Source organism: Reyranella sp., from assembly GCF_017305915.1.
Lineage (GTDB): Bacteria > Pseudomonadota > Alphaproteobacteria > Reyranellales > Reyranellaceae > Reyranella.
Window position 1 is genome coordinate 113,532 of record NZ_JAFKJN010000012.1, and the last position, 17,914, is coordinate 131,445.

At 68.3% G+C, this 17,914-nt stretch carries 18 protein-coding genes; 6 read left to right on the top strand and 12 right to left on the bottom strand.

What is annotated here, in order from left to right:
* The 8 genes from J0J01_RS10840 to J0J01_RS10875 all read right to left on the bottom strand — a co-directional run bounded on the left by J0J01_RS10840 (nucleotide 1) and on the right by J0J01_RS10875 (nucleotide 8,734).
* Nucleotides 1–1,977: an ABC transporter ATP-binding protein gene (locus J0J01_RS10840; protein ID WP_296380410.1), complete on the bottom strand. Its 1,977-nt coding sequence runs from the start codon at nucleotides 1,975–1,977 to the stop codon at nucleotides 1–3.
* Nucleotides 1,974–2,480, bottom strand: a complete 507-nt coding sequence (locus J0J01_RS10845) for a hypothetical protein (RefSeq protein WP_296380411.1) — start codon at nucleotides 2,478–2,480, stop codon at nucleotides 1,974–1,976. The genes J0J01_RS10840 and J0J01_RS10845 overlap by 4 nt, the downstream gene beginning before the upstream one ends.
* A complete protein-coding gene (locus tag J0J01_RS10850; protein WP_296380412.1) occupies nucleotides 2,477–3,238 on the bottom strand; it encodes a polysaccharide deacetylase family protein in 762 nt (253 codons plus the stop codon). Before J0J01_RS10850 ends, J0J01_RS10845 begins: the two co-directional genes overlap by 4 nt.
* Nucleotides 3,235–4,353, bottom strand: coding sequence for a glycosyltransferase (locus J0J01_RS10855; protein ID WP_296380413.1), 1,119 nt, complete (start codon nucleotides 4,351–4,353; stop codon nucleotides 3,235–3,237). Before J0J01_RS10855 ends, J0J01_RS10850 begins: the two co-directional genes overlap by 4 nt.
* The gene (locus J0J01_RS10860) at nucleotides 4,350–4,955 is read right to left on the bottom strand and encodes a histidine phosphatase family protein (RefSeq protein ID WP_296380414.1); all 606 of its coding nucleotides are present in this window, start codon (nucleotides 4,953–4,955) and stop codon (nucleotides 4,350–4,352) included. The genes J0J01_RS10855 and J0J01_RS10860 overlap by 4 nt, the downstream gene beginning before the upstream one ends.
* Complete coding sequence (locus J0J01_RS10865) at nucleotides 4,952–6,061, bottom strand: glycosyltransferase family 4 protein (protein ID WP_296380415.1); 1,110 nt, start codon at nucleotides 6,059–6,061, stop codon at nucleotides 4,952–4,954. The genes J0J01_RS10860 and J0J01_RS10865 overlap by 4 nt, the downstream gene beginning before the upstream one ends.
* A 117-nt stretch (nucleotides 6,062–6,178) precedes the next feature.
* A complete protein-coding gene (locus J0J01_RS10870) occupies nucleotides 6,179–7,435 on the bottom strand; it encodes a glycosyltransferase (RefSeq protein WP_296380417.1) in 1,257 nt (418 codons plus the stop codon).
* 21 nt (nucleotides 7,436–7,456) lie between these two features.
* Nucleotides 7,457–8,734: a glycosyltransferase gene (locus J0J01_RS10875; protein ID WP_296380418.1), complete on the bottom strand. Its 1,278-nt coding sequence runs from the start codon at nucleotides 8,732–8,734 to the stop codon at nucleotides 7,457–7,459.
* A gap of 164 nt (nucleotides 8,735–8,898) precedes the next feature.
* On the opposite strand from J0J01_RS10875, the gene J0J01_RS10880 reads away from it, so the two are divergent.
* From J0J01_RS10880 to J0J01_RS10890, 3 genes are read left to right on the top strand one after another with little or no spacing between them, the layout of a single operon-like run.
* Nucleotides 8,899–11,610: an ABC transporter ATP-binding protein gene (locus J0J01_RS10880; protein ID WP_296380420.1), complete on the top strand. Its 2,712-nt coding sequence runs from the start codon at nucleotides 8,899–8,901 to the stop codon at nucleotides 11,608–11,610.
* 19 nt (nucleotides 11,611–11,629) lie between these two features.
* Complete coding sequence (locus J0J01_RS10885; RefSeq protein ID WP_296380421.1) at nucleotides 11,630–12,085, top strand: cyclic nucleotide-binding domain-containing protein; 456 nt, start codon at nucleotides 11,630–11,632, stop codon at nucleotides 12,083–12,085.
* Nucleotides 12,086–12,091: 6 nt separating this feature from the next.
* The gene (locus tag J0J01_RS10890) at nucleotides 12,092–12,580 is read left to right on the top strand and encodes a class I SAM-dependent methyltransferase (RefSeq protein ID WP_296380423.1); all 489 of its coding nucleotides are present in this window, start codon (nucleotides 12,092–12,094) and stop codon (nucleotides 12,578–12,580) included.
* Nucleotides 12,581–12,737: 157 nt separating this feature from the next.
* Here the strand turns inward: J0J01_RS10890 and J0J01_RS10895 are convergent, their stop codons facing one another.
* Nucleotides 12,738–12,986: a GlsB/YeaQ/YmgE family stress response membrane protein gene (locus tag J0J01_RS10895; RefSeq protein WP_296380424.1), complete on the bottom strand. Its 249-nt coding sequence runs from the start codon at nucleotides 12,984–12,986 to the stop codon at nucleotides 12,738–12,740.
* A gap of 29 nt (nucleotides 12,987–13,015) precedes the next feature.
* Nucleotides 13,016–13,837 (bottom strand): exodeoxyribonuclease III, encoded by an 822-nt coding sequence (locus tag J0J01_RS10900; RefSeq protein ID WP_296380426.1) that lies wholly within the window; start codon nucleotides 13,835–13,837, stop codon nucleotides 13,016–13,018.
* Between the two features lie 36 nt (nucleotides 13,838–13,873).
* On the opposite strand from J0J01_RS10900, the gene J0J01_RS10905 reads away from it, so the two are divergent.
* Nucleotides 13,874–14,842 (top strand): neutral zinc metallopeptidase, encoded by a 969-nt coding sequence (locus tag J0J01_RS10905; protein ID WP_296380427.1) that lies wholly within the window; start codon nucleotides 13,874–13,876, stop codon nucleotides 14,840–14,842.
* 82 nt (nucleotides 14,843–14,924) lie between these two features.
* Here the strand turns inward: J0J01_RS10905 and J0J01_RS10910 are convergent, their stop codons facing one another.
* Nucleotides 14,925–15,626, bottom strand: a complete 702-nt coding sequence (locus J0J01_RS10910; protein WP_296380428.1) for a fumarylacetoacetate hydrolase family protein — start codon at nucleotides 15,624–15,626, stop codon at nucleotides 14,925–14,927.
* 52 nt (nucleotides 15,627–15,678) lie between these two features.
* Between J0J01_RS10910 and J0J01_RS10915 the strand changes: the two genes are divergently transcribed.
* Nucleotides 15,679–16,296 (top strand): L,D-transpeptidase family protein, encoded by a 618-nt coding sequence (locus J0J01_RS10915; protein WP_296380429.1) that lies wholly within the window; start codon nucleotides 15,679–15,681, stop codon nucleotides 16,294–16,296.
* 81 nt (nucleotides 16,297–16,377) lie between these two features.
* Here the strand turns inward: J0J01_RS10915 and hrcA are convergent, their stop codons facing one another.
* Entirely contained in the window at nucleotides 16,378–17,478 is a 1,101-nt protein-coding gene (gene hrcA / locus J0J01_RS10920; RefSeq protein ID WP_296380430.1) for a heat-inducible transcriptional repressor HrcA, read from the bottom strand.
* Nucleotides 17,479–17,557: 79 nt separating this feature from the next.
* On the opposite strand from hrcA, the gene J0J01_RS10925 reads away from it, so the two are divergent.
* A complete protein-coding gene (locus J0J01_RS10925; RefSeq protein ID WP_296380431.1) occupies nucleotides 17,558–17,899 on the top strand; it encodes a hypothetical protein in 342 nt (113 codons plus the stop codon).
* Nucleotides 17,900–17,914 lie beyond the last annotated feature (15 nt).

Here is a 17,914-nt window from a genome sequence, read left to right on the forward strand (position 1 = left end):
TCAGGCGCCTTCCCGCGCAATACGCGCGTAGTGGCCGGGTTCGACCTCGGTCCACAGCACCGACCGCGAGCCGTCGTCGGTGAAAGGATGCGGCCAGGCCTTGGGATCGGATGCCTTGCCTTCCATCAGGGCCCGCAGGTCGAGCCGCGCGTTGGGATCGGGCATCGGCACCGCGGCCAGCAGCGCCTTGGTGTAGGGATGGATGGGATTCTTGAACAGCTCGCCCGCCGGCGCCAGCTCGACCAGGCGACCCGCGCACATCACGGCGATGCGGTCGGCGATGTAGTCGACCACCGCGAGATTGTGGCTGATGAACATCAGGGTGAGGCCGAGCTGCTTCTGCAGGTCCTTGAGCAGGTTGAGGATCTGCGCCTGGATCGAGACGTCGAGCGCCGACACCGGCTCGTCGCAGATCACCATGTCGGGCCTGAGCGCCAGCGAGCGGGCGATGCCGATGCGCTGGCGCTGGCCGCCCGAGAAGGAGTGCGGGTAGCGGCTGAGCTGGCGGCGGTCGAGGCCGACCATCTCCATCAGCTCACCGACCATCTCGCGGCGATAGGCGTCGTCGCCGACGCCGTGGATGATCAGCGGCTCGACCAGGATGTCGTAGACGGTCATGCGCGGATTGAGCGAGCCGAACGGGTCCTGGAAGATGAACTGCAGCTTGCGGCGGAAGCCGTTCAGCTCCTCGCCTTCCAGCATCATGACGTCGATCTTGCGGCCCCAGTCGTCGAAGATGACGCGGCCGGCGCCCTCGTTGGGATCGGCGGACAGGCCGCGCATCAGCATCTTGCTGAGCGTGGTCTTGCCGCAGCCCGATTCGCCGACCAGGCCGAGGCACTCGCCGCGCTCGACGTCGAAGCTCACGTCGTTGACCGCGCGCACGGTGCGGGTGGTGCCGCCGCCCAGCAGCGATTCGAGCAGCGTGTCGGCCTTGCGGATCTTGAAGGTCTTGGAGAGGTGGCGGACCTTCAGGACGGGCGCCTGCGGATTGAACGTGTCGGTCGGCGCGACGTCGGGCTTCTGCTGCAGGAGATGGCCGGTCGAGGCCTTGATCTCGCGGATCGGCTGCAGCCGCTCGCCAGGCTTCATGTCGAAGCGCGGCACCGCGTGCAGCAGCGCCTTGAGGTAGGGATGCTGCGGATCGTCGAAGATGTCGTGCAGGTTGCCCGCTTCGACGACCTTGCCGCGATACATCACCACCACGTCGTCGGCGACGTTGGCGACCACGCCGAGATCGTGCGTGATCATCAGCAACGCCATGCCGAGCTCTTTCTGCAGGTCCTTCATCAGGCGCAGGATCTGCGCCTGGATGGTGACGTCGAGCGCGGTCGTGGGCTCGTCGGCGATCAGCAATGCCGGCCGGCAGACCAGCGCCATGGCGATCATGGCGCGCTGGCGCAGGCCGCCCGACAGCTCGAACGGATAGGTGCGCAACGCCCGCTTGGGGTCGGGGAAGCCGACGCGGCGCAGCATGTCGAGCGTGAGCTCGTCGATCTCGGCGCGGGTCATGCGCACGCGGCTGCGCTCGGCCGCCTCGTGCATCTGGTTGCCGAGCGAATGGATGTTGCTGAGATGGCTGCCGCCGCCATGCAGCTCGACCGCCTCGCCGATCTGATCGCCGACGGTGTGGAGCGCCGACAAGGAGGTCATCGGCTCCTGGAAGATGATCGAGATCTCGCCGCCGCGGATCGAGCGCATCTCGGCGCCGCCGCGGTCGAGCCTGGCGATGTCGACCGCCGGATCGGGGTCGCGCGGGTCCTTGAACAGGATCGAGCCCGAAGGAATTGTCGCGGTGCGCGGCAGCAGGCCCATGACCGCCTGGCTGCACACCGATTTGCCGGAACCCGACTCGCCGACCAGGGCGAGCGTGCCGCCGGGTGGAATGGAAAACGAGACGTTGTCGACGGCCCGCAGGACGCCCTCATGAACGCCGAACTCCACGGTGAGGTTCTCGACCCGCAGCAGATCCTTCATACCGTCTCTTCCTGCCCCGCCACCGAGATACCCATCGACCGCAAGTTCGCGCGCGTCGCCGCACTGAGCTCGACCCCCGTGGATTCGGCGGCCCGCGCGGCCCGCTCGACGATATCGTAAAAACCCTCGAGCGCGGAATCGACCTTGACCGTGCGGGCGCCGGCCGAGCCAACGGCAAGTTGCATCCAGCCGTCGGACCGGTCGCGCTTGGTCGAGAAGTAGCTGAGCTTCATGCGGTCGAGCCGGTTCCATTCGACCAGGCTGCCGGCCGGACCGTCGGCGCACAGCGTGTCGGGGCCGAGCACGTACCGCGTGTGCTGGCGCAACGCGGTGCGCACGATGAAGGCGGCGAACAGCACGAAGCCGGCCAGCAAGATGGCCGCGATCCAACGATTGACGTCGATCAGCACCAGCGGCAGGCCGCACAGCACGGCGCCGACGCCGGCCCGGACATAGTCGGCCAACAGCGTCGGTCGCGGATAGCGCATATCGGACGAGCTCAAGCCCGCGCCTCCCTCGACGCGAATAAATCGTGTGCCGTGGCGATTTTCATGCCCGGCATGCCCTTCACCGCTCCCCAGAACGACTGTAGGAAACTCCAAGCCGCTTCGTCCATCGCAAGATGATGACTGAGCAGGCCGACCGGTTCGCCCGTCGTCCGTGCGGCGTCCAGCGCCTGCGCGAAGGCGGCGAGCAGCGCCTCGGCGCCGGCGAAACGGCGCGCCTTCCAGTCGATCAGATCGATGTGGGTGTTGACCTGCAGCAATCCCGATACCGGCGAGACACGCTTTCGGGCGCCGAAGGTCGACAGGCCGCGATAGCCGATCTCGGGCAAGGCCGGCACCAGCCCCGGCGCGATGCGGTTCCAGGGCGGCACCAGCACCGGCAGCGCGCGCGGGCCGAACAGCCGCTCCAGCGCCATCCGCCCGGTGCCGAGCTCGCCCAGCACGACCATCGCCGGCCGATGGGCACCCAGCTCCTCTTTCTTGTCCGCGGCGGGCGCATGGTTGGTATGGGCGTAACCATGCTGCAGCAGATCTATGCCTTGCGCTGCGCCGAGCCGCGTGGCGAGCGCTGCGGTTGCGGTCGCCGGCACGACCGCGAGCGCCAACGGCACGTCATGGGCGCGCTGCAGGTCGAGCAAGCGATCGAGCGCCGGAGTCGCTTCCGCCACATCGTCGTCGCGCCACCACAGCACCGCCTCGCGGCCGGCGTCGCGCCAGCGCGCGAGTTCCTGCTCGACGGCGGACCAGCCGCTCATGGCAGCCTCTGCTGCAGCAGTGTCGCCGTCGCCGCGGCGCCGTCGAGGTCGCACGGCGGGAAGCTGCGGATCGACGGTCCGCGCATGGCGCGCTCGATCGCGGCGCGCAGCGAAGCCGGCGATACCTCGTCGCCCGGCACGCAGGCGACGAGACCGCGCTCGGCAAGCGCCTGGGCGCGGTCCATCTGCTCGGTCTCGCGCTCGGTGCGGAACGGCACGAGGACGGCGCGGTCGGCGTGGCACAGCATCTCGACCACGGTGTTGTAGCCGGCCTGGGAGATCGACAGCGCCGCGTTGCGCAGCAAGGTCGTGAAGTCATCGCGCAACGGCTCGATGACCGTGCCGTCGGCGCGCACGGACGGACGATCGACGGTCGGGCCGACCAGGAAGCGCCACACTGCATCGGGTACCAGCGCATCCCGGTCCGCCAGATCGTCCGCCGCCTTGAAGAGCGACCCGCCGACCGCCCCGCCGCCGGCCGACACGATGACCTCGCCCTTGCCCAAGGTTCCGGCGACCGGAGCGCTGGCGTCGGCGATGTAGCCGGTATAGGCCGCGCGCGACCGGATCGCGTCCCAGCCGGCGAAGCTCCTTTCGAAGCCGATCAGGTTCGGGTCGCCATGGATCAGGACCAGGTCGAAATCCGCGAACAGCTCGATCGCCTCCTTGACGCGCTGGGAAGACATCGTCCGCCGTACCACATCGCGCACCGACGAGACGATCAGCGGCTTGGGTCGACGTCGCCGGGCGGCGTCGATCAGCGGCAGCAATTCGAAGCGCAGCTGCGTGCGGCCGAACGGAAACTGCTCGGTGATCAGCACGTCGGGCTGCTCGGCGCGGAACAGCGCGAGCAGCGCATGCGCGCGTTCGGCCTTGAAGGCCTCGTCGAGAGGCCGGCCGTCGATCCGGCTGAGCTCGCGCAGACCGGCGTCACGGGCCCGGACCGGCGGCAACTGATGAAAGCGGGCGCCGCCCAGATCGAGCTTCACCGGCATGCCGCCGGAGACCAGCAGCACGTCGAAGCCGAGCGCGGCCAGCGTGCGCGCCAGCACGGCGGCGCGCCGGACATGGCCGATGCCGAGCAGATGCTGGACGTGGAAGAAGACGCGGCTCATGCGAGCGGCCCGTTCGACAGCGATACGTTCGGCCGGTCGAGCGTGACGCTGCCGTCGGCGCAGGCGGAGAAGAAATGCAGGCGGCGCCAGTCGAGCTTCAGCGGCTGGCGGCCGGTCATGTCCCAGCCGGTCGCCAGGGCCAGCAGGGCGCGGATCGCGGCCTTGTGCGTCACGGCGACCGCCGGCTCGCCCGTCGCGGCGATTTCGGCCGCCCAGCCCTTGAGGCGATCCATCGTCATGCGCGGCGACTCGCCGCCCGGCGGATGGAAGTCGAGGCCGAGCCGCTCGGCTTCGGCAAAACGCTCGCCGCGTTCGGCGCGTAGCTGGGCGACGCTCTTGCCCTCCCAGATGCCGAAGCTCATCTCGCGCAGCCGCGAATCGACGAGCACCGGCACCGAAGGCTGCACCAGCTCCGCCGTGCGGCGGGCGCGGATCAGCGGGCTGCACATCCGTTTCCAGTGGTCGGCCGGCGCCGGCAGGTGCCAGGTCTTCGCCATGTCCTCACCGTCGGCGCTGAGCGGAATGTCGGTCGCGCCCTGCAGACGGCCCTCGCCGTTCCAGGCGGTCGGCGCGTGACGCAGCACGGCGAAGGGAACGCTCATCGCAGCAGCGCGAGCGAGGCCGCGAGCGCATGCGCGGCAGCGGCTTCGTCGTGATGGCTGGCGACGCGCCCGGCCGCGGCAGCGCCCAGCCGCGCCCGCTCGTCGGGCCGCTCCAGCAGATGGGCCACTGCCTCGGCGAAGGCGACAGCATCGCCGACCGGCGTCAGCAGGCCGGTGACGCCGTCGGCCACCACCGCCGGCACGCCGCCGGTGCGGCCGGCGACGACCGGCAGGCCGGCGGCCTGTGCCTCGAGGAAGGCCATGCCGTAGGCCTCGTTGATTGCGGGCCACAAGTAAAGGTCGGCAGCGGCATAGATCTTGGGCAGCTCCACATGCGGCACAGCGCCGGTGAAGCGCACCCGCGCGCCGAACGGCGCCATCAGCCGCTCGACCTCGGCGCGGGCCGGTCCGTCGCCGACCAGCACCGCCTGCCAAGCCCTGCCGCCGAGCCGCGCGAAGGCCTCGGCCAGCACCCGATACGACGCGAGCTTGTCGCGGGTGCGCATCATGCCGACGCTCAGCAGCACGGGCGGGTCGTAGGTCGGCCGCCGCGCGCCAGAGGCGGCGCGGAACGGCCGCGTGTCGATGAAGGGCGGCAGCCAGCGCTGATGCGCGCCGGGCCGCAGGCGCGCCCGCACGCCGGCGAAATCGCGCGGATTAACGCTCAGCACCAGATCGGCCGCGGCCAGCGCCCGCTCGACCGCGACGTGGCCGAGCCGCGTCGGCCCCTGGGCGCGGCGTGGCGCGTGGCTGGCCTCGGAGAGGACGTAGGGAATGCCGAGCGCGCGAGTCACGATCGGGCCGAGCCAGTCGGGCTTGCGGTAATAGCAATGATAGGTGAGCCAGAGGTCGAAGCGATCGGGATGACGCGCCGGCAGCGTCCGCCAGCGGGCGATCAGGCGCTGGGCATGGGCGCGGGCGCGGCGCTGCAGGGCGAGGTGGCGCTCCGGCGGCGGCACGCCCGGCGCGACGCGGCTCAGCGCCGGCATGACCACGCTGTGGCCCAGCTGCTTCAGCAAACGGGCGAGCCCGCGGGCCATCTCGCGGTCGCCGGACGCGACGGGACTGTCGGGAGGCTTGAGGGGCGTGTGCAGCAGCACGCGCATGGCGGCTACGACTCATTCTCCTCTCCCCCACGAGGGGGAGAGGCGGGGTGTTGTACGAGCTTTCGATTCCCCCTCACCCGCCCTCTCCCCCTAGCGGAGGAGAGGAGAATGAAGGGGCTACTCTGCGGCACGAGCCTGAGCGAGGCGAGGCTGGCCGAGCGCCCCGGCGATCCAGTCGACGCCGGCCTCGTAGGAGAAGCGCGTGCGCACGGTGTGGGCCGCGGCGGCGGCGAGCCGCCGGCGCATCGCCGGATCGCGCGCCAGGAGCTCGAGCGCGACGGCCAGCTCCTCGGGTGCAGCCGGTGGCACGAGCAGGCCGTTGACCGTGTCCTCGATGAATTCGGGGATCGCCGCGGTGCGGGTCGAGACGATCGGCAGGCCCTGGTGGGCGGCTTCCATCAGCACGTTGGGCAGGCCGTCCTGGTCGCCGTCGCCCGCCCTCTTGCTCGCCAGCACGAACAGGTCGGCGCGCGCGAGGGCCGCGAACACCTGCTTCTGCGACTGCGCCCCGAGCCAGTGGCAGCGATCGGCTATTTCGAGCTGCACCGCCTGTGCCTTCAGCGCATCGCCCAGCCCGCCGCCGCCGACATGCTCGAAGCGCCAGTGCAGCGTGCGCGGCAGCTGGGCCAGCGCCTTCAGGAGATCGTCGTAGCCCTTCTTCTCGACCTTGCGGCCGATCGACAGGATGACCACCGGGTCGTTGGGGTCGCTGCCGTCGCGCGTCGGCCGGCCCGCGGGCGGCGACGGCAGATGGCCGAAGTCGAGGCCGTGATAGACGAGCTGCAGCCGGTCGGGGTCGGGCGCCAGCGTGCGCAGGCGCTCCAGGCCTTGCGCGGTGCAGGTGGTGAGCCAGGCGCAGTCGGCGAGCTTGCCGGTGATCTCCCACGGCTCGCTGGTCCAGATGTCCTTGGCGTGGGCCGACACGCTCCACGGCAGGCTGCGCATCGTCGCGGCGTAGCGCGTCACCGACGCCGGCGTGTGCAGGAAGTGGGCGTAGAGCCGTTCGACCGAATCCGGCAGCTCGGCCGCCAGCACCAGCGCCTGGCCCCAGCGCCTCATGCGGTTGGCCGTCCGATCGCGCCGCAGGTCGGCGAGGAACTTGGCGCGGGCGGCAGCGTAGCCCGGCAGGCGGCGCGCCTTCAGCCAGCCGCGCAGCACGCGGACGGGATCGTCCTTCAGGTACTCCGGCAGATAGACGGTGCGGCCGATCACCCGGTCGTGCACCGGATGGCGCAGCTTGTCGGTCGGCCGGCGCATCGACCAGATCTCGAGGGCCACACCACGCGCCTCGAGGCCGGCGATCTCCTGGGCAATGAACGTTTCGGACAGGCGCGGCCAGCCCTTGAGCACGACCGCGACACGCGGACCAGACACCGTTGACATGGATCTGCCCGATCAGCTCCTGGCGCGCACCGACGACGACGACGTGCCGGTCGGCGGCACCTCGGCCGGCTCGGCCGCGTCGAGCCGCGCAGGCCCGCGATGGGGATGAGTGAGCTGCTTGCTGACCAGCCGCAGCACGTTGCCGATGCCGTCGAGCAGGCCCGGCACCACGACGTCGCTCGGCAGGCCCTGCTGGGGCAACTGGCGCAGCGCCGTCGCCATCACGAACGGATCGCGCCAGCCTTCGGCGTTGAGCATCTCGAGCAGGCCGAGATTGCGCGCGGCGCGGGTGCGGATGTACTGCTCCAGCCGCGGCCGCGTGCGCGGCACGATGATCGCCTTCTTGTCGAAGCTCAGGATCTCGCAGAAGGTGTTGTAGCCGCCCATCGCCACCACGCCGGCGGCATTCTTCATCAGCGCGCCGAGATTGTTGGTGAAGGTGAGCGTGCGGATGTTGTGGAACTTGGCGGCCCGCTCCTTGAAATGCTCGCGCGCCGCGGCGGCCATGAACGGGCCGAACACGATCACCGCGCCGTAGGGGATGTGCTGGTCGCTCTCGTAAGCCGACAGCACCCAGTCGACCAGGTCGACGCCGTCGCCGCCGCCGCCGGGTGTCACCAGGATATAAGGGCCCTTAATCTCCTCCGCCTCGTGCGGCACGTCGGTGTGCAATGGCAGGTCGCGATGCAGGTAGCCGGTGTAGACCATCTTGTGCCGGACCGACGGCGGCACGGTGATGCCGGTCAACGGCTTGTTGATCTGCGGCAGGCCGTAGACCCAGATCTCGTCGTAGAGGTCGCTGAGCGCCGGCACGACCTTCTTGCGCTGCCATTCGGCGGCCAGCTTCTCGGGGTCGTCCATGACGTCGCGCAGGCCCAGGACCAGGGGGGTGCCGCGCGCCTTCAGCATCTCGAGGGCGGGCACGACCTCGCCGCGCAGGCCGAGCGGCTCCTTGTCGACGATGAACAGGTCGGGCCGGTAGATGTCGGCAGTGTCCCTGATGATGCGGGTTCGCATCTGCAGGGTGTGCTCGACCCCCACGCGCAGGTTGGCCGAATCGTACTCCCCGGTGTCGATCTGCTTGACCACGCCGGGAATGCGCACGAAATCGATGCCGGAACGGAACTCGTAGGAGCCGATCATCGGCGATCCGCTGAGGATCAGCACCGAGACGGACTTGTCGGCTTCGACGATGGCGTTGGCGATGGTGCGGCAACGGCTGACATGGCCGAGGCCAAAGGAGTCGTGGCTATAGAGCAGCACACGCTTTGACCGGCTGCTGTTGGGCATCGAGCTCTCCTCGGCCGCCGAGCCCTTCTGCCCCGGCCTTCGCAGGGCGGACTATGCCATAGACTGCAGACGGCGCGAACCCCCGAGGCGACCGAAAAAACTGAATGTAATCAAGGGCATGATCGAATATAGCTAGAGGGGGGCCGGAGCGGACCAGGGTTTTGATGCAAAGAAATCTGTTCTCCTACATCTGGCGATACAGCAGGCCCGAGCAGCTCGTGATCCTGCTGCTCGTCGTGTTCGCGCAGGTTTTCTACTTCATGTCGCTGACGGTGCCGAAGTCGATCGTCAACAACGGCATCACCGGCAACGCCTTCAAGAACCATCACACCATCCCGTTCCTGGTGTGGGAACTCGACCTGTCGGCGATCTTCCCCGGCAAGGTCCTCCGCATCCTCGACGGCTTCCAGGTCGACCAGCTGCAGTACCTGGTGATCATGAGCTTCGTGTTCCTGGCCGCCGTGATCGTGAACGGCCAGTTCAAGAAGAGCATCAACACCCAGAAGGGCCGCATGGGCGAGCGCATGCTGCGCCGCCTGCGCTACGAGCTGTACGACCGCATCCTGCGATTCCCGCCGGCGCACTTCCGCAAGGTGAAGCAGGCCGAGCTGGCGACCATGATCAAGGACGAGGTCGAGCCGCTCGGCGGCTTCATCGGCGACGCCTTCGTGCAGCCGATGTTCCTCGGCGGCCAGGCGCTGACCGCGATCATCTTCATCATGATGCAGAACTTCCTGCTCAGCATCATCGTGCTGGTGCTGCTGGGCGTGCAGATGGTGATCATCCCGCGCCTGCGCAAACCCGTCCTGGTGCTGGGCCGGCAGCGGCAGCTGTCCGCCCGCCTCCTTGCCGGCCGCATCGCCGAGACCGCCGACGGCAACACCGAGATCCACGTCCACGGCGCGGCCAACTACGAGCGCGCCGACATCTCCGAGCGGCTCGGCCACATCTTCAAGATCCGCTTCGACCTCTATAACAAGAAGTTCGTCGCCAAGTTCTGGAACAACATCCTGTCGCAGGCGACGCCGTTCGCCATCTACCTGGTCGGCGGCTACTTCGCGATCACCGGCCAGATGGATGTCGGCGCCGTGGTCGGCGTGCTGCTCGCCTACAAGGACCTGCCGTCGCCGATCAAGGAGCTGATCGACTGGGACCAGCAGCGCCAGGACGTGCAGATCAAGTACGAGCAGGTGATCGATCAGTTCCAGCCCGAGGGCATGATGGACCCCGATCTGCAGGCGGTGCCCGACGGTCCCATACCGCCGCTCGGCCACGAGCTGGTGCTGACCGGCGTCACCGTCTCCGAGGACGGCCGCGTCAAGCAGCTCGACAACGTCAGCCTGACCCTGCCGACCGACACCCACGTGGCGGTGATCGGCGGCTCGGGCTCGGGCAAGGACGTGCTGGGCCAGGTGCTGGCGCGGCAAGTGCCGATCAACGGCGGCTCGGTCCGGATCGACGGCCAGGACTTCTTCCGCCTGCCCGAGTACGTGCTGGGGGCGCGCGCCGGCTATGTCGGCCAGGAGACCTACCTGTTCCCGATCTCGGTGCGCGACAACCTGCTGTTCGGGCTCAAGCACCGGCCGGTCGCGCCCGCCCAGTACGACGACGCCACCCGCGCGCTGCGCGAGGCGTTCTGGCGCGAATCGGAGCGGGCCGGCAACCCGGCGTTCGATCCCAACGCCGACTGGATCGACTACGAGCTGGCCGGCGCCAGCGGGCCGGCCGACCTGCTGCGCTGCATCGTCGAGGTGCTGAAACAGGTCGAGCTGGACGAGGATATCTACTCTCTCGGCCTGCGCGGCACGGTCGACGCCGACAAGCGGCCCGATCTCGCCGAGAAGATCCTCAAGGCCCGCCATGCCCTGCACGGCCGGCTGCAGGACGCGGCCTATGCCGGCCTGGTCGAGCCGTTCAATGCCGAGCGCTACAACCGGAACCTGTCGGTCGCCGAGAACCTGCTGTTCGGCACGCCGGTCGGCCCCGACTTCGACGGCGACAACCTTGCGGCCGATCCGTACATGCAGACCGTGCTGCACGAGCTCAGGCTCGACGAGGAGCTGCTGCGCATGGGCCTCAGCATCGCCGAGACCATGGTCGAGCTGTTCTCCGGCCTGTCGCCCGACAACCCGTTGTTCGAGCAGTACAGCTTCATCTCGGCCGACGAGCTGCCCAACGTCCGCTTGCTGCTGCAGCGGCTGGGCGGCAAGGGCGTCGAGGCGGTGCCGGAGGCCGACCGGGTGCGGCTGATGACCCTGCCGCTGTGCTACGTCGAGGCGCGCCATCGCCTGGGACTGATCGATGCCGAGATGGAGGACCGACTGCTGGCGGCGCGGCGGGCCTTCGCGGCCGGCCTGCCCGGGCCGCTGCGCGGAGCGGTCAGGTTCTACGACTTCGAGCAGTACAACGGCGCAGCCACCCTGCAGGACAACATCCTGTTCGGCCGCCTGGTCTACGGCCAAGCCCAGGCCGACCAGCGCATCGGTACCCTGACCCGCGAGGTGCTGGACGAGCTCGAGCTGCACGACTCGGTGATCGAGGTCGGCCTGGAGTTCAATGTCGGCGTCGGCGGCAAGCGGCTTGGGGCCACCCAGCGGCAGAAACTCGGCATCGCCCGGGCGCTGATCAAGCGGCCGCAATTCCTGGTGGTGAACGAGGCGGTGGCGGCCTTCGACGGCCGCACACAAGACAGAATCCGCGACCACATTCTTGCCGCGGCCGAGGGCCGGGGCGTGGTGTGGATCGCCAACCGGCCGAGCCAGGCCGAACCCTTCGACCGGGTGATCGTCATGCAGGGCGGCCGCGTGGCCACCTTCGGCGAGAAGGCCCAGGTGGAGGGCAATGGGCTCTATGCCGAGCTGATGGCTTCGGCGTAAGCTATCGAAGGAGGAGGCGATGAACCTCAACGAGGAAGTCGAGATTCTCAAGGGTGTGCCGCTTTTCGCCAAGATGGAACCGGCCAAGCTCAAGCTGCTGGCGTTCACCGGCGAACGGATGACGTTCAACAGCGACCAGGAGGTCTGCCACCAGGGCGATCCGGGCGATGCCATGTACGTCATCCTGGGCGGCATCGCCGACGTGCTGATCGACACCCCGACCGGCCAGTTGCGCGTCGCCCAGCTCAAGAAGAACGGCTTCTTCGGCGAGACCGCGATCCTGTGCGATGCGCCGCGCAACGCCACCATCAAGGCGAGCGAGTCGCTGCTGACGCTCAGGATCAACAAGGACATGTTCTATCGCCTGGTCAGCGAGTTCCCGAGCATGGCGATCGAGATGATGCGCGAGCTGGCGCATCGCGTGGAGGACACCAATCAGAAGCTGCGCGAGGCGACAGCCAACAAAGCCGCCTAGAGTCCCTTGAGCCGTCTCGACAGCTTCATCGCGCGCATGCAGGCGCAGCGCGACTGCCTCAACTTCCTCAAGGCTGCGATCGATCCCCTGCCCGGCCCCATCCTCGAAGTCGGCCTGGGCAACGGCCGTACCTACGACCACCTGCGCGATCTCTTTCCCGGCCGCGACATCTACGTGTTCGAGCGCAAGGTGGCGGCCCATCCCGACTGCATCCCGCCCGACGACCGGCTGTTCCTCGGCGAGGCGCGCGACGCGATCCCGCGCGCGGCCAAGCAGCTCGGCGCCGTCGCGGCGCTGATCCATACCGACCTCGGCACCGGCGATCACGCGGCCAACACCGCGATGGGCAAATGGCTCGGCCCGGCGCTCGACACGCTGGCGGCCACGGGCGGCTGGATCCTCGCCAACCAGCCGCTCGACGTCGCGCGCTGGCAACGCCAGCCCGAGCCGCCCGGCGTCCCGCAGGACCGGTATTTTCTCTACAAGGTGCTCTGATTCCTCTCCCCCTAGAGCGATTTCCGGGCAGATGGAACCGCTCGCGGTTCCATCTGCCCGGAAATGCGCGCACGGACGTTGTTGTTGCAGCAGGCATGTTCCGTTCAGCTGATTCCAGCCGAACGGAATATGCTCTAGCGGGGGAGAGGCGAAAGAGTCAGCGGCCGCTGAACAGCCGCGCCAGCACGATCAGCACGATCGCGCCGAACACCGAGCCGATGAAGCCCGCGGCCTCGCCGGCGCGATAGATGCCGAGCGCCTGGCCGCCGTAGGTCGCGAGCACCGAGCCGGCGATGCCGATCACGATGGTGACCAGGATGCCGCGCGGCGTCGGCCCCGGCGTCAGGAAGCGCGCCAGCAGGCCGACGATCAGGCCGATCAGCAGAATGCCGAGAAACGTCAGCATGGTGTCTCTCCCCTCTCAGACGTCGCCCTTCAGACGTCGAACGTCGCCAGCACCGGCACATGGTCCGATGCGAGCTTCCAGTCGCGCAAATCCACATCGATGTGATGGCTGCGGAGGCCGCCGCCCAGCGCCGGGCTGGCCAGGATGTGGTCGAGCCGGCGGCCGCGGTTGGACTTGCGCCAGTCGTTGTTGCGGTAGCTCCACCACGAATAGAGTTTCTCCTCGTTGGGCACGAAGCGGCGCGGCACGTCGATCCAGTCGATCGCCGCCATCATCTTGCCGAACAGCTCGACCTCGATCGGGGTGTGCGACACGATCTTGAGGAGCTGCTTGTGGCTCCACACGTCATGCTCGAGCGGCGCGACGTTCAGGTCGCCGACGGCGATGCGGCGCAGGCCCTTCTTCTGGCGCGCCGCCGGTCTGCGCTCGGCGAACCAGCCGGCCATCTCGCGGTAGAAGTCGAGCTTGTGCGCGAACTTGGCGTTGGCCTCGGGATCGGGGATGTCGCCGCCGGCCGGGATGTAGAGGTTGTCGAGCAGGATCGGATCGCCCCCGACGTCGAGCGCGGCCTCGATGTGCCGGCAGTCCTCCTTGCCGCAGCGGTGGTGGACGTTCATCGCCTTGAAAGGGACCTTCGACAGGATGGCGACGCCGTTATAGGACTTCATGCCCTGCACCAGCCGGTGGCTGTAGCCCAGCCTCTCGAACGGCTCGTGCGGGAAGAACTCGTCGGGACACTTGGTTTCCTGGAGGCAGAGCACGTCCGGCTTTCGCAACTTCAGGAATCGCTCGACGTTGGCGATGCGCAGACGGACCGAGTTGATATTCCAGGTGGCGACGGTGAGGCTCATCGTCCCCATATATAGTCGGCGCACGGAGGCGCTGCCATGGAACTGGACAACGAGCAGAGCAGCAACATCGAGGATCGCCGCGGCGAAGGCGGCGGATTCGGCGGTGGGGGCTTTGGCGGTGGCGGATTCGGCTACGGCGGAGGCGGTGGCGGCTTCGGGGGGCCGGGCATCCCGATCCCGCTGGGCGGCGGGCTGTTCAAGGGCGGCTTCGGGCTGATCGCCATCGTCGTCATCGCCCTGATCCTGGGCGTCAATCCGCTGTCCCTGCTGGGCGGCATGGTCGGCGGGGGCGAGGGCAGCTACGTGGCGCCGCAGACCCAGACCCGCAGCGCCTCGCGCCCCGGCACCGGGGCCGACGCCGAAACCCAGTTCGTTGCGCGCGTGCTGAAAAGCACCGAGACCGTCTGGGGCCAGCAGTTCCAGGCGTTCAACCGGCCCTACCGCGAGCCGCGGCTGGTGCTCTATCGCGATTCCACGCCGACGGCGTGCGGCTCGGGCCAGGCGGCGATGGGGCCGTTCTACTGCCCGGGCGACCAGCGCATCTATCTCGACCTGTCGTTCTTCGACGAGATGGCCAGTCGCTTCCGCGCGCCCGGCCAGTTCCCGCAGGCCTATGTGATCGCCCACGAGGTCGGCCATCACGTGCAGAAGCTGCTCGGCATCTCCGACAAGGTCCAGCAGATGCGCCAGAACATGAGCAAGCGCGACGGCAACGCGATGTCGGTGCGGGTCGAGCTGCAGGCCGACTGCCTGGCCGGCGTCTGGGCCTATCACGCCAGCAAGGAGCATGGCGGCACCGGCTCCTTCAGCGACAAGGACGTCGAGCAGGCCGTGGCGGCGGCGACCGCGATCGGCGACGACCGCCTGCAGCGCCAGGCGCAAGGCCGGGTGGTGCCCGACAGCTTCACCCACGGCTCGAGCGCGCAGCGCGTGCGTTGGCTGAAGACCGGGATGGAATCGGGAGACATAAGGAGCTGCGACACCTTCCGGGCATCGCAGCTCTGATGGACCGCGCGGATAAGGCGCGGAGGTTACTCCGCGCTACGCGCGCTCATGAGCGGGCTGGAAGCCCGCGGTCCAGTGAGTCTCAGACGTATGTAACGCTGACCGTCCCGGCCTTGTCGACGAAGCCCTGCAGGGTGTCGCCCCTGCCGACCGCCGCGACGCCTTCCGGCGTGCCGCTGTAGATCAGGTCGCCGGCGGCGAGCGTCACCAGGCCCGAGAGATAGGAGATCGTCTCGGGAATGCTCCAGATCAGCGCGTTGAGGTCGGACTTCTGGCGGGTCTTGCCGTTGACGTCGAGCTGGATGGTGCCCTTGTCGATGTGGCCGACCTCGCTCACCGGATAGATGATGCCGATCGGGGCGGAGTTGTCGAAGCCCTTGCCCATGTCCCACGGGCGGCCCATGTCCTTGGCCTGGTTCTGCAGGTCGCGGCGGGTCATGTCGAGGCCGACGGCGTAGCCGAAGACATGGTCGAGCGCCTTGTCGACCGGGATGTCGGCGCCGCCCGACTTCAGGCAGACCACCAGCTCCATCTCGTGGTGCAGGTTCTTGGTCGCCGGCGGATAGGGGATCCTGGCGGGGTTCTTGGGATCGGCGGCGAGCACGATGGCGTCGGCCGGCTTGCTGAAGAAGAAGGGCGGCTCGCGGTCCGGATCGTGGCCCATCTCGCGGGCATGGGCGGCGTAGTTGCGGCCGACGCAGAAGATGCGGCGGACCGGGAACAGGTCGGAGCTTCCATGGACCGGGACGCCGACGATGGCCGGCGCCTTGACGACATAACCCATCACTTTCTCCCTTTGGCGCCGGCCTTTATGAAGGCGGCAGGAGCCTGATTCAATGTCCGACGTGCTGCCCTCTGCCCTGATCGTCCAAGTCGATTCGGCCGATTCCAGCCTCGCCTGGGCCACCCTGGGCGAGCGGCGCTGGCGTTGTGTCGTCGGTGCAGGCGGCGTGCGCGAGGACAAGGTCGAGGGCGACGGCGCCACGCCTGCAGGCGCCTACCCGCTGCGCCACGTCTATTTCCGCAACGACCGGCTGGTGCTGCCCAAGATCCGCCTGCCGGCCCGGCCGATCGGCGAGCATGACGGCTGGTGCGACGACCCGCGCTCGCCCGCCTACAACCGGCTGGTCCGCATCCCGAACGAATGGAGCCACGAGACGATGTGGCGCGAGGACGGGCTGTACGACCTGCTGGTCGTGGTCGGCTACAACGACGACCCGCCCGAGGGCGAATGGGGCAGCGCGATCTTCCTGCACATCGCCCGGGACGACATGGGCCCGACCTGGGGCTGCGTCGCCTTCGCCCGCGCCGACCTGCTCGAGCTGGTCACGCTGATCGGACCGGAGACCAGGGTGAACGTCCACGCGCTGTCAGCCGCGGAGGAAAAGCCGCGCGCCGGCGACGAGGACGACGACATGAAGCCGTTCGAGGATTTCGACGAACAGGATTGGTGACTCTGTCATCCTGAGCGTAGCGAAGGATCTCATGCCGGTTGCAAGCGGCGATGAGGTCCTTCGCTTCGCTCAGGACGACAATCAACCGACCATCCGCCCGATCGTGCGCGCGGTGTAGTCGACCAGCGGGATGATGCGGGCGTAGTTGAGCCGCGTCGGGCCGATCACGCCTATTGCGCCCAGGATACGTTCCTGTGAATCGCGGAACGGCGCCACCACCATCGAGCAGTTGGTGTTGGCGAACAACGGATTATCGGCTCCGATGAAGATCTGCACGCCGCTCGCCACGTTGGCGAGTTCGAGCAGCCGCGCGAAGCTCTCGCCGCGCTCCAGCGCATCGAACAACTGGCGCACCCTTTCGAGATCGGCGATCGCCGTGATGTCCTCGAGGAGCCGCGCCTGGCCGCGCACGATCAGGGCGCTGCCCGGCTCGCCGGCCCAGGTCGCCAGCCCGGATTCGATCACGCGCGCCGTGATATCGTTCAGCTCGGCGCGCTTCAGCTTGAGGTCTTCGAGGATCACCCGGCGGGTGTCGTCGAAGGTGCGGCCCGACAACCGCGCGTTCAGGTAGTTGCTCGCCTCGACTAGGACCGAGGCCGGCATGCCGACCGGCGTGTCGATCAGCCGATTCTCGACCTGACCCGACTGGGTGACGGTGACGACCAGCGCCCGGCCGGGGCCGAGGTTCACGAACTCGATGTGCTTCAGCGGCTGCTCGGTCTTGGGCGCCATGACCACGCTGGCGCAGCGCGACAGGCCGGACAGCAGGCTGGTCGCCTGCTCCAGCGCTTCATTCATGCTGCGGCCGGCGGCGGCACAGCGCGCCTCGATGCTCTCGCGCTCCTGCTCGGAGATGTTGCCGACTTCAAGCAGGCCGTTAACGAACAGCCGTAACCCCGCTTCCGTCGGCAATCGTCCGGCCGAGGTATGCGGCGCGTAGAGCAGGCCGAGGTCCTGCAGGTCGGCCATGATGTTGCGGATCGTGGCCGGCGACAGCGTCTCGGTGATCTTGCGGGTCAGCGAGCGCGAGCCGACGGGTTCGCCGGTTTCGACGTAGCTTTCGACGACCAGTCGCAGGACCTCGCGCGCCCGCTCGTTGAGCTCGGCGACCGTGGCTTGGCGCTGGACCGGCGAGCCGTCGGGGACGGTGCCGGCCGGTATCCCAAGGCGATGAAGTGCCATGGCAAAAATCTAGGAACTGCAGGCGGCAGGGTCAACGCATCGCTGGCCCGTCTTGTGCACGCCGTAGTATGATTTTCGCGTGTTTGGGGGCTATCGTTTCGAACATCCGAGGACTGAGGCCACCGTCGATATCGGCGGCTGGTCGTACTTGTGGGCGGGTCTGTTCGGCGCCTTCTATGTCTGGCGCAAGGGCTTCCCGCAGCTCTTCTGGAAAGCCCTCGCCTACAACATCGTCTACGCCGTCGTCTTCTTCGGCTTCGGATTCGTGAGCTCGATGCCGCAGGTCCCGATCCCGACCAAGATCTGGGCCCTAGTCATGGTGGCCATGATGCCGACCCTGATCCTGGTCCAGGCCAACACCATGATCCGCATGATCCGGGACGGCTACCGGCGCAAAGGCTGGATGATTCGGCCCGGTTGACCGGCTTGCTCCCTG